This is a genomic window from Streptomyces phyllanthi, assembly GCF_009377205.1.
GTDB lineage: Bacteria > Actinomycetota > Actinomycetes > Streptomycetales > Streptomycetaceae > Streptomyces > Streptomyces phyllanthi.
Genome location: NZ_VJZE01000293.1, coordinates 1 through 11,635 on the forward strand (window position 1 = coordinate 1; position 11,635 = coordinate 11,635).

General features: G+C 71.1%; 10 protein-coding genes. 6 read left to right on the plus strand and 4 right to left on the minus strand.

All coding sequences use genetic code 11. The annotated features are described in order from the left end of the window. Together FNH04_RS30790 and FNH04_RS30795 are read left to right on the plus strand one after the other, a co-directional pair. Positions 1-1,677 (plus strand): sulfatase-like hydrolase/transferase (locus FNH04_RS30790; RefSeq protein ID WP_152789057.1); only part of this gene is annotated, 1,677 nt, incomplete at its 5' end. A 96-nt stretch (positions 1,678-1,773) separates the two neighbouring features. Then, positions 1,774-2,400: a dihydrofolate reductase family protein gene (locus FNH04_RS30795; protein ID WP_152789058.1), complete on the plus strand. Its 627-nt coding sequence runs from the start codon at positions 1,774-1,776 to the stop codon at positions 2,398-2,400. Here the strand turns inward: FNH04_RS30795 and FNH04_RS30800 are convergent. Continuing rightward, entirely contained in the window at positions 2,397-3,296 is a 900-nt protein-coding gene (locus FNH04_RS30800; protein WP_152789059.1) for an IclR family transcriptional regulator, read from the minus strand. The two genes, FNH04_RS30795 and FNH04_RS30800, sit on opposite strands and share 4 nt — an antisense overlap. Positions 3,297-3,443: 147 nt before the next feature. Beyond that, positions 3,444-3,869: a MarR family winged helix-turn-helix transcriptional regulator gene (locus tag FNH04_RS30805; protein ID WP_152789060.1), complete on the minus strand. Its 426-nt coding sequence runs from the start codon at positions 3,867-3,869 to the stop codon at positions 3,444-3,446. A 245-nt stretch (positions 3,870-4,114) separates the two neighbouring features. Here FNH04_RS30805 and FNH04_RS30810 point away from each other — a divergent pair, with 245 nt between their 5' ends. The 4 genes from FNH04_RS30810 to FNH04_RS30825 are packed head-to-tail and all read left to right on the plus strand — an operon-like array spanning position 4,115 to position 7,947. Beyond that, positions 4,115-5,032 carry an SDR family NAD(P)-dependent oxidoreductase gene (locus FNH04_RS30810; RefSeq protein WP_322724316.1) on the plus strand — a complete coding sequence of 306 codons (918 nt, stop codon included), beginning with the start codon at positions 4,115-4,117 and terminating at the stop codon, positions 5,030-5,032. Between the two features lie 11 nt (positions 5,033-5,043). Further along, positions 5,044-5,922, plus strand: a complete 879-nt coding sequence (locus FNH04_RS30815; protein ID WP_152789065.1) for an amidohydrolase family protein — start codon at positions 5,044-5,046, stop codon at positions 5,920-5,922. Positions 5,923-5,971: 49 nt separating this feature from the next. Then, positions 5,972-7,477 carry an acyl-CoA synthetase gene (locus FNH04_RS30820; RefSeq protein WP_152789061.1) on the plus strand — a complete coding sequence of 502 codons (1,506 nt, stop codon included), beginning with the start codon at positions 5,972-5,974 and terminating at the stop codon, positions 7,475-7,477. A 14-nt stretch (positions 7,478-7,491) separates the two neighbouring features. Next, positions 7,492-7,947, plus strand: coding sequence for a MaoC family dehydratase (locus tag FNH04_RS30825; RefSeq protein ID WP_152789062.1), 456 nt, complete (start codon positions 7,492-7,494; stop codon positions 7,945-7,947). Between the two features lie 119 nt (positions 7,948-8,066). Here the strand turns inward: FNH04_RS30825 and FNH04_RS30830 are convergent, their stop codons facing one another. Continuing rightward, complete coding sequence (locus FNH04_RS30830; RefSeq protein WP_152789063.1) at positions 8,067-9,731, minus strand: histidinol-phosphatase; 1,665 nt, start codon at positions 9,729-9,731, stop codon at positions 8,067-8,069. A gap of 20 nt (positions 9,732-9,751) precedes the next feature. Beyond that, entirely contained in the window at positions 9,752-11,620 is a 1,869-nt protein-coding gene (locus FNH04_RS30835; RefSeq protein WP_322724317.1) for a LamG-like jellyroll fold domain-containing protein, read from the minus strand. Positions 11,621-11,635 lie beyond the last annotated feature (15 nt).

Genomic DNA, 11,635 nt, shown 5'->3' on the forward strand with positions numbered 1-11,635 from the left:
CCCCGGCCCTCCGCCTCGATCGTGCCCGCCGCCCGCCCCAAGGCGCAGGCGCTCAACTTCGTCGTGGTCCTCGCTGACGACCTCGGCTGGGGCGAGCTCGGCTCGTACGGGCAGAAGCTGATCCGCACGCCCCGTCTCGACGCCCTGGCCGCCGAAGGGCTCCGGTTCACCGACGCCTACGCCGCCGCACCCGTCTGCGCCCCCTCGCGCTGCTCCCTGCTCACCGGACTGCACAGCGGCCACGCGACCGTACGGGAGAACCCGCGGGCCGGCGGGCGGAGCGCCCTCACCGAGCGGGACTTCACCTTCGCGGAGGCGCTGCGGGCCCGCGGCTACCGCACCGGACTCATGGGCAAGTGGGGCTTCGGCCCCGAGGAGCCGGACCAGCCGAGCCACCCCAACTCACGGGGGTTCGAGCAGTTCTACGGCTATCTGACCCACCGCCACGCCCACCAGTACTACCCGGACCACCTGTGGGAGAACGGCACCCGCCAGGAGATCCCCGAGAACCGGGACGGTGCCCGCGAGGTGTACGCGCCCGACCTCATCCAGCAGCGCTCGCTCGACTTCATCGACGCGCACAAGGACGAGCCGTTCCTGCTCTACCTCGCCCCGACCGTCCCGCACGCCCCCAGCCGTGCCCCGGACCTCGGCCCGTACGCGGACGAGCCCTGGACCCACGCCGACAAGGCGCACGCCGCCCAGGTGTCCTCGCTGGACACCCTCGTCGGCAGGGTCGTCGACCGGCTCACCGACCACGGTCTCGCCGGACGCACCCTCGTCCTGGTCACCAGCGACAACGGCCCGCACGAGGAGGGAGGTACCGACCCCGACCTCTTCGACGGCAACGGCCCGCTGCGCGGCTACAAGCGCAACCTGTACGAGGGCGGCATCCGCGTCCCGCTCATCGCCTGGTCGCGAGGGCGCGTCCCGTCCGGCACCACCGACCGGCCGACCCCGCTCATCGACCTGCTGCCGACACTGGCCGAACTCGCGGGCGCGCCCGTCCCGTCGGACATCGACGGCCTCTCGGCCGCCCCGCTGCTGCGCGGCCGCGCGGACACCGCGCCCGCCCCTCGCCACGACCACCTGTACTTCCACCGCAACCACAGCGGGGTCACCCCGCGCGCCGACGCCGTCGACGGCGGCCGGGCGCGGCAGCTCGCCGAGGCCGTGCGCCGCGGCGACTGGAAGGCGGTGCGCTTCGCGCCCGGCCAGGACAGACGGGTGCCCGACGACCGCTGGCAGGTCGAGCTGTACGACCTGGCCAGGGACCCCGGGGAGCAGGACGACCTCGCGGCGGCGCGGCCCAAGGAGGCCGACGCGCTGGTCCGCCTGATGCGCGAGTCCTGGGCCGAGACGTACGACCGCAGGCCCTTCGGCGTCACGCTCCACGTGAGCCGCGAGGACGGGCGGTTCCTGGTGACCGCCACCCTCGCCAACGGCTCCTCCCGGCCCTGGACCGCCGCCCGGCTCGACCTCCGGGCACCGGACCGCTGGCAGGTACGCGCGCTCGACCCGTTGATCGCGGACCGGGTCCCCGCGGGCGGCCGGCTCGCCGTCCGCTGGACGGTCACCCCCGCCGCGGAGGCCGGGCGCGGCTGGCTCACCTGCCGGGGGACGGCCACCCACGCGGGGGCGGCGGTGACGTACGCGGCCCAGGCGGTCGCGGAATAGAGCCGCTGCACTGGCGGAGGCAGATGAGTTTGGCATCGCCGAACGGTCTGACTTCGGTGTAGGCCAGGCAAATTCCCGGAGAGAGGTGCTCGTTCCATGAGTGTGGTCCTCAACGCCACCATGTCACTTGACGGTTTCATGGCCGGTCCGGACATCAGCGTCGAACATCCCATGGGCCGGGGTGGTCTGCGGCTGCATGAATGGATCTTCAACGCGTCGACCAGTGACGTCGACGCCGCAGTGGCACAGGAAGTCTCGGCTTCAACGGGTGCCGTCGTACTGGGCAGAAGAACATTCGATGTCGGTGTCGAGGTGTGGCAGGACACGCCCTTCCCGGTGCCGTGCTTCGTGCTGACCCACGACCCTCGAGACCGACTGGTCATGAAGAACGGGTCCTTCACCTTCCTCACCTGTGATGTGCAAAGTGCGCTTCGGCAGGCAGAAGCGGCGGCGGACGGGAAGGACGTCACGCTGATGGGTGCGGACATCGCTCAGCAGGCGCTCAGAGCCGAGCTCCTTGATGAGATCAACCTGCAGATCGCGCCGGTGCTGATGGGCGAAGGCCGTCGGCTGTTCGATCATCTGGGGACGGAACACATCGAGCTGGAGCGGACCAGAATCCTCGCCTCGCCGCACGTCACGCATCTGCGCTACCACGTCACGTATGCCCGTAACGCGCCCAGTGGCGGAGCACCCACCCAGGTCCCCGAACAGCACACCTAGCCCGCCGTCTCCGGCTGCCACCCCAGAGCCCGTGAGATACCCCGCGCCGCCAGCCGTACCGCGGGCACCAGCACCGGGACCTGGGCTCCCAGCTGAGGCACGACGACCGAGGCGGCGGCGACGACCGTGCCGTCCTGGCCGCGGACCGGGGCGGCCACCGACAGGGCGTCGTCCGTGACCTGGCGGCTGCTCACGGCGACGCCCGAGCGCCGGACCTCGGCGAGCATGCGCCGGAGGCGGGCTCCGTCGGTGATCGTGTACGGCGTGAAGGCGGCCAGCGGTCCCGCGCAGTACTGCTCCTGGAACTCGGGGTCGCTGTGGGCGAGCAGGGCGAGGCCGACGCCCGTGGCGTGCAGCGGCCAGCGGGCGCCCACGCGGATGTGGACCCCGACCGCCGAGCGGCCCGAGAGCCACTCGATGTAGACGACCTCGCTGCCGTCCCGCACCGCCAGCTGCACGTTCTCGTGCGTCGCCTCGTACAGGTCCTCCAGATACGGCAGCGCTATCTGCCGCAGCGCCAGCCCGCGTGGGGCGAGGGCCGCGATCTCCCAGAGCCGCAGCCCCACGTGGTAGACGCCGTCCTCGTCCCGCTCCAGGGCGCCCCACTGGGTGAGCGCGCCCACCAGCCGGTGGGTCGTGGTGAGCGTGAGTCCGGCCCGGCGGCTTATGTCGGTGAGACAGAGCGCCGGGTGGTCGTGGTCGAAGGCGGCGAGCACGGCGAGCAGCCGGTCGGGCGCGGACCGGGCGGACGGGGGCGACGTGGACGGAGACGTCGACGGCGAGGGTGACGGCCTGGGCGAGGACGACGGCGTCGACGAGTACCGGAGAGAGGGGGACCGCGGTGACGACGACGGTGGGGGCGTCGGGGACGGGACGGCGTCGGCGGTCATCGGCATGGCATCGGCTCTGTCTCTGCTCGGGCTCTGCCCGACCGGTTGCTCGGACTCTGCTCGGCCGCCTCGCCCGGGCTCTGCTCGGCCGCTTCGCGGCCCGCAGCCCGCGGTGCCCGGACCGCGGTGCCCGGACCGTGGCGCGCGCCGGGCTCAGCTCAGCTCGGTCTCGGCGACTTTCTGCAACAGCGTGTGGAGGGTGTCCCGCTCGGCCGGATCGAGGGCCTCGAGCAGCGTGTTCGTGGCCCGCAGCCCGGCCTCGTCGGTGTCGCGCAGGAACGCCCGGCCGTCGGCCGTCAGGACGACGATACGGCTGCGGCGGTCGTCGGGCGACGGGCGCCGCTCGGCGAACCCGAGCTTCTCCAGGTCGTCGACCAGTCCCACGATCGCGCTCGGGTCGTAGCCCAGCCGAGAGCTCAGCTCACGCTGGAGCGCGCCTTCGGACGTGGCCAGGAACCGCAGCAGCGCGTAGTGGCGCAGCCGCAGCCCCGACTCCTGGAGGAACGCGTTGAACAACTGCCCCGACCGCAGGCCCAGCCGGTACAGCAGATAGCCCGTGTCCGCGTGCAGTGCGCGCATCCACGGCTCCTGCGCGTCGATGAGGGCAGGGCCCACGGCTTGGTCTGCGGCGTGCTGCTGGCCTGCGATGGCTGGCTCCCTGGGCAGGGCCCCGGTGGGGCGGTTCGTACGTCTGACTCCAGCATGCCGCACTGTCGACACCGCAACAACTATTGACGACAACAATGATTGTCCTTAGCTTCGATCTAGTGGCCGAGGCCTTGGCCCGGTCGGCAGCAGCACTCCTCGTTCGAAGGGACCCCCTCGTGCCCAGCATCGATCTCACCGGCAAGGTCGCCGTCGTGACCGGCAGCGGCCGTGGCCTCGGCCTGGCCTACGCGCAGGCCCTGGCCTCCCACGGAGCCGCCGTGGTCGTCAACGACATCGACGAGGCCGTGGCCGAGCAGGCCGTGAAGACCATCACCGAGGCCGGCGGCAAGGCAGTGGCCGAGGTGGTCCCGGTCGGTACGTCCGAGGCGGCGGACCGGCTGGTCAACCGCGCGGTGGAGGAGTTCGGGCGGCTGGACGTCCTGGTCACCAACGCGGGAATCCTGCGTGACAAGGTGCTGTGGAAGATGTCCGACGACGACTTCGACGCGGTGATCACCACGCACCTCAAGGGCACCTTCACCTGCGCCCGCGCCGCCGCCGTACGCATGCGCGAGCAGGGCGAGGGCGGCACCCTGATCCTGGTGGGCTCCCCGGCCGGCCAGCGCGGCAACTTCGGCCAGACGAACTACTCGGCCGCGAAGGCGGGCATCGCCGCCATGGCCCGCACCTGGGCGATGGAGCTGGGCCGCGCGAACATCACCGTCAACGCGATCGTCCCGATCGCCGCCACCGCCATGACCGAGACCATCCCGGTCTTCGCGCCGTACGTCGAGGCCCTGCGCGAGGGCAAGCCGTTCCCCGACTTCCTCCGCAAGGGCGAGGGCTTCGGCACCCCCGAGGACTGCGCCGGCCTGATCCCCTTCCTCGCCTCCGAGGCCGCCCGTGGCGTCACCGGCCAGGCCATCGGCATCGGCGGCGACAAGGTGGCACTCTGGTCGCATCCGCAGGAGATCAAGGCGGCGTACGCGGACGGCGGCTGGACCCCGGAGGCGCTCGCCGACGTCTGGCCCACCTCGCTGGGCGCCGAGCCGCAGACCGTGGGTGTCCCCGCCCCGAAGTTCCCGGAGGCGTGATGGCAGGCGCGATGAACGTCGACGAACTGGTGGCCATCGACGTGCACACGCACGCCGAGGTCTCCTCCAGGAAGGGCACGTCGTCCCTGTCCGACGACCTGCACGACGCGTCGTCCGCGTACTTCAAGGTCGAGGGCAAGCGCAAGCCCACCCTGGAGGAGACGGCCGCCTACTACCGGGAGCGGAAGATGGCCGCCGTGATCTTCACGGTGGACGCCGAGTCCGCGACCGGCACCGAGCCCGTCCCGAACGAGGAGGTCGCCGAGGCCGCGGCCGCCAACGCGGACGTGCTGATCCCCTTCGCCTCCATCGACCCCTTCCGCGGCAGGGCCGGGGTCAAGCAGGCCCGGCGCCTGGTCGAGGAGTACGGGGTCAAGGGCTTCAAGTTCCACCCCAGCGTCCAGGGCTTCTTCCCCAACGACCGCGCGGTGGCCTACGACCTGTACGAGGTCATCGAGGAGACCGGCACCATCGCCCTCTTCCACACGGGACAGACGGGGATCGGCGCCGGAGTGCCCGGCGGGGGCGGGATCCGGCTCAAGTACTCGAACCCCCTGCACGTGGACGACGTCGCCGCCGACTTCCCGCATCTGAAGATCATCCTGGCGCACCCGTCCTTCCCCTGGCAGGACGAGGCGCTCGCCGTGGCCACCCACAAGCCGGGCGTCCACATCGACCTCTCCGGCTGGTCGCCGAAGTACTTCCCGCCGCAGCTCGTCCAGTACGCGAACACGCTGCTCAAGGACAAGGTGCTGTTCGGCTCCGACTACCCCGTCCTCACCCCCGACCGCTGGCTCGCGGACTTCGAGAAGCTGACGATCAAGGACGAGGTCAAGCCGAAGATCCTCAAGGAGAACGCCGCCCGCCTGCTCGGGCTGACCACACCGTAAGGGGCACCCATGTGCTCTCCCATGTGCAATGACGGACAGGGGCAGACCGATGCGCAATGAGGGACTGGGGTCCTGGCCCGCCCGCCGGGCCCGCAAGACCCCGCACCGCACCGCCCTGATCCACGGCGACACCACGCTCACGTACGCCGACCTGTACGAGCGCACCACCCGCCTCGCCCACGCGCTGCGCGGCGCGGGGATCCGGCGCGGTGACCGGATCGCCTATCTGGGCCCCAACCACCCCTCCTACCTGGAGACGCTGTTCGCGTCCGGCACGCTCGGCGCGGTGTTCGTACCGCTCAACACCCGCCTCGCCGGTCCCGAGATCGCCTACCAGCTCGCCGACTCCGGAGCCAAGGCGCTCGTGTACGGGCCCTCGCACGCCGGGCTCGTCGCCGGACTGCCGGGCAACACGGACGTCCGGACGTACGTCGAGGTCGGCGCCGAGTACGAGGCGCTGCTCGCCGGGGCCGAGGACGAGCCGATCGACCAGCCCGTCACACCCGACGACACCTGCATCATCATGTACACCTCCGGCACGACGGGCCGCCCCAAGGGTGCGATGCTCACCCACGGCAACCTGATCTGGAACGCGTTCAACGTCCTGGTCGACCACGATCTGATCGCCGACGAGCGCGCCCTGGTCTCCGCCCCGCTGTTCCACACGGCAGGGCTGAACATGCTCACGCTGCCCGTGCTGCTCAAGGGCGGCACCTGTGTCCTGGTCGAGGCCTTCGACCCGTCGGCCACCTTCGACCTGATCGAACAGCACGGGATCACGTTCATGTTCGGGGTGCCGACCATGTTCGACCAGGTGGCCCGGCACGAGCGCTGGGCCGGCGCCGACCTGTCCTCGCTGCGCATCCTCACGTGCGGCGGCTCCCCGGTCCCGACTCCGCTCATCGCCAGGTTCCAGGAGCGGGGGCTGACCTTCCTCCAGGGGTACGGCATGACGGAGGCGGCCCCCGGCACGCTCTTCCTGGACGCCGAACACGCGGTCAGCAAGGCGGGCTCCGCGGGCGTGCCGCACTTCTTCAGCGATGTGAAGGTCGTACGGCCCGACATGTCGCCGGTCGACGTCGGGGAGACCGGCGAGGTCGTCGTCCGCGGCCCGCACGTCATGCCCGGCTACTGGGGACTGCCCGAGGAGACGGCCGCCTCCTTCACGGACGGATGGTTCCGCACCGGGGACGCGGCCCGGATCGACGAGGACGGCTACGCCTTCATCGTCGACCGCATCAAGGACATGATCATCTCCGGGGGCGAGAACATCTACCCCGCGGAGATCGAGGACCAGCTCCTCGCCCACCCCGACATCGTCGAGTGCGCGGTCATCGGCGTACCCGACGAGAAGTGGGGCGAGGTGCCGCGCGCGGTCGTCGTCCCGCGCGAGGGCACGTCGCCGGACCCCGACGAGGTGCTGGCCTCGCTGGCCGGGCGCCTTGCCAAGTACAAGATCCCGAAGTCGGTGGTGCTGGCGGACGAACTGCCCCGCACCGCCTCCGGAAAGCTCCTCAAGACCCGGGTGCGCAAGCGCTACGGCACCGACTCCTAAGTAAGGAACGCCATATGAGCATCACCGTGAACGGCATCGACGAGCTCAGGAAGCTCGCCGGCAGCGACCTCGGCGCCAGCGAGTGGATCGAGGTCACCCAGGAGCGGATCAACACGTTCGCCGATGCGACGGGTGACCACCAGTGGATCCACGTCGACCCGGAGAAGGCTGCCGAGGGCCCGTTCGGGGCGCCCATCGCCCACGGGTACCTGACCCTGTCGCTGTTCATCCCGCTGTTCACCGAGCTGCTGGATGTCGAGGGAGTCTCGACGAAGGTCAACTACGGGCTGAACAAGGTGCGTTTCCCGTCGCCGGTGAAGGCCGGGTCGAAGATCCGGCTGGTGGGGAAGCTCGCCTCTGTCGAGGATGTGCCGGGTGGGGTGCAGATCACCGTGGACGGCACCATCGAGATCGAGGGTGGGGCCAAGCCGGCTGCGGTGTTGCAGAGCCTGTCGCGCTTCTACGCGTGAATGGTTCCTTCGGGGCGCTGTAGGAGTGGAGGGCTGTGGGGGCGCGTCCGTTGTGGCTGGTCGCGCCCCGCGGCGGAGCCGCACAATGTCACAGCCCCGCTCCCCTTTCAGGGGCGCCCTCACCTCACGACGTCGACGAACACCGGGTTCGAGTAGAACCACGTGTCCGCCCACGGGTCCCCGTCGCCCGGCTCGTGCGGGATCGGGCCGTGGGGGTCGATCGCCGCGCCCAGGTAGCCCGGGCCGTTGCGCTCGCCGTCGCTGCCGCGCAGGCGTACGTAGAAGGACTCGTCGCCGGCCGTCAGCGGGATGCGCAGGGTGTACGTGCCCTTCCTGCCGCTCACGTCCAGCGCGCGGACGACCTTGGTGTCGGGCGCCCGCCACACGTCCCGGTCGGTCACCGGACCGCGCACCGCGCCCCGGATCACGTCCACATGGGCCAACTCGGGCAGGACTCCCTGTGAGTTGGGGCGCGAGGCGGTCGTCACCGTCACGGACAGCGTGAGCTTCTCGCCCCTGCGGACCCGCAGCCGACCGCCCAGGGTCACTCCGCGGCCCTGGTCGCAGTCCCGCTTCACCCGTACGTCCAGGCCGTCGAGCAGATGCCCGTGGTCGAGCCACACCCGGCCCGCGCGCAGGCCCGCCATCACCGCGCGGTAGCCGTAGCGGGTGACGCCCACATGGGTGCGGCTGAACTGGCCGGGCCAGAAGTCGCCGCCCGGCTGCGGGGTGTCGGTGTTCACCGGGTCGGGCAGCCGGCCGGTGTTGTCGAAGGTCTGTCCGGGCAGCCAGTCGCCGTTCTTCCAGGTGTCGAAGACCACGCGGTGCACGTCGGAGTTGGTGGTGATGGAGAACAGCCTGCCCTCGGCGAGCATGGAGTCCCACAGACCGCCAACGGTCGCGGTCGCCCAGTCGAAGCCGCCGTACGTGACGTACGCCTCCACCGGGTAGCCGGGCCAGGACTGGGCGGACGGCTTGTTCTCGTACTCACCGCGGATCGAGGCCGGCCCGCGCCAGCCGGGAATGGCGCCACCCTGTGCGCCCGGCGCGCCCTCCATACCGATCATGACCTCGGGTGCGGCGTCCCGCCAGTTGCGCATCTCGTGCGGGGAGTCGATGCCCAGGCGCAGCGGATGGTTGGCGATCACGAGCACGTCGTCGATGTAACCGGTGCGGCGCTGCTCGGCCAGCCACTGGATGGCCTTCACCGCGTGCGCCTCGTTGCGGGCGGTGTCCGGACTGCCCGGGGAGCCTTCGGCGTAGCCGAGGAGCTTCCCGTCGTAGGCGAGTTCGAACCGCGTGAGCAGGTCGACCTCGTTCGGCCCGGGCGCCGCGAACACCGTGCAGTGCTCGGCGGCCGGGATGTACCACTCCAGGCCCTGGAAGATCAGCTGGCGCGGGTTCTCGGCGCGGGCCCTGAGGATCTCCTCGTGCTCCATCTTCGCGCCGTAGTGGGCGTGCCCGAAGTTGGAGTGCTCGTTGAAGACCATCCAGTCGAGGCCGTACTCGGCGCCCGCGGTGGCCAGTTGGGAGAACGTGTACTTCGCGTCGTGGCTGTAGACGGTGTGGATGTGGTGGTCGCCGACGAGATAGGCCAGGCGGGGGTCGTTCCCGCCGTAGCGCTGCTGCGAGGCCGCCGCGGGCACGGCGGCGGAGCCGACGGCGAACGCGGCCCCGAACAGGCCGGCGGTGCTCAGGAGCCGGCGTCTGGAGACGCCCTGCGGGTCCAGGGAGGCGGGGGAGACGGACGGGTCTGCCCAGGCGGGCAGTTGCTGCTCGGACATGGCAGGTCCTTCGCGGTTTCTCAGTGGTTCATGAACGAGGTGACGGGCAGCGCCCGTTCGACGATCCGGACGTCGCCGAGCCGTCCGTGCAGGATCTGGTCGATCTGCCCGGCGTACTCGTAGCCGCCCAGCAGCCAGGGCAGCCCCACCGAGGTCAGCCCGACGGTGGCGGCCTTCGGGTTGCGGACGACCGGGCAGCCCTCGACGTACAGGGTGGTGTGCTCGCCGTCGTTGACGACCGCGAGGTGCCACCAGGTCTCCAGCGGGGTCTGATGACCCCAGTTGGTGGCGATGCCCTCCTGGTTGAGGGGGCGTACGGCCCACTGCGGCTCGCGGTCGTTGGACAGCGAGAGCGTGGCGAGCGGCTCGTCCGGGTCGTCGGCGGTCTTGCCCGCGGCGCCGCCCGTGCCGGTGCGGCCGACGAGACCGGACCAGGCGTGGTGGGCCGGGTCCCAGTCGGCGGGGAGGCGGTAGAACGCCTCGATGGTGTAACCGTCCTCGAACGTCGCCGAGTTGAGGGGCGCCCCGTCGACCGTCCGCAGGTACGCGCCCTTCAGCGGGGACTTGTGGCCCTGGAACTCCAGGCTGCCGTGCCCGGGCTGGTCGGGGTGGTGGTCGGACGACCAGCTCAGCCCGCCGCTTCCCACGGTGACGAGGGAGAGGTCGTTGCCGCGCCCCGACACGTCACGGACCGTGCCCGTCACGGCTGCCCCGGCCCCCTCGCCTTCGTGGCCGTCGAATCGCCAGTACGCGACCGTTCCGGGGACCAGCATCTTCGACACGGGCCGCGACGGGCGCGCGGGCACGGGCGCGAAGCCCGAGAAGCGGTCCTCGAAGTCGATCTCCACCGAGAACCGGTCGGCGTCGCCGGAGAGTTCCATCTCCTGCCGCTCCAGCTCGCCCAGTCCCTTCGCGGCCCGGCCCAGGATCCACGGGGAGATCGTCTCCACGTCGATGACGTTCCGGTCGAGGTCGAAGCGGTAGAGGCGGATCATCGCCGCACCGCCGAAGTACCGGTTCTGGTAGTTCGTGAGGTGGAGGTGGACCTCGTTCCCGGCCGCGTTCTTCCGTGTCGCGCGAGCGGCCGGCCAGTAGTGGCCGTTCAGGGTGAGGAAGATCTGGTCGTGGTCCTCGATCAGCTGGTCCCACAGCTTCTGCCCGTACGAGGAGAGCGAGTCGTCCTCGTCGACGAGTTCGTGCGTGGTGAGGACGACCGGGGTCCTCGGGTGCTCGGCCATGATCTTCCTGGCCCAGTCGAAGCCCTTGGCCGAGAGCCGCCAGTCGAGGGCCAGCACCATCCACTCGCGCCCGGCGGCCCGGAACAGGTGGAAGGAGTTGTAGCCGTCCGGGGACGCGCCCCCGAAGGCCGGCCCGCCCTGGAAGCGGTCCGGGCCGAACACGTCCAGATACGGCGTCGGACCGCGCTGGTCGTCGGTGGACGAGCGCACGTCGTGGTTGCCCGCCAGGACGCTGTAGCCGACGCCCCGCCGGTCGAGCAGCCGGAACGCCTCGCCGATCGCGGCGCACTCCTCCCTGGCGCCGTTCTGTGTGAGGTCGCCCAGGTGGGAGAGGAAGACGATGTTCTCCTCCCGCCCGTGCTCCAGCAGATAGCGCAGGGAGGCCTCCACGGGAGCCCTGTCGATGCTCGGCCCGTCGAAGAGGTACTGGGTGTCGGGCATCACGGCGAGCGTGAAGCGGCGGCTGCGGGGGTCGGGCCGCCATCCGGCGGCGGGGGCGGCGGCCGGTGCGGCCCGGGCGGTCGCGGCCGGCAGCGCGACCGCGGCGGCCGCCCCGATCAGCGCGGTCGCCCGCAGGAAGTTGCGTCTGCCGGCGCCCGCTTGGGGCGCCTCCTGGGCATGCTCATGCCCGGGTTCGTCGGAGGTGCACACATTTGACTCCGTGAG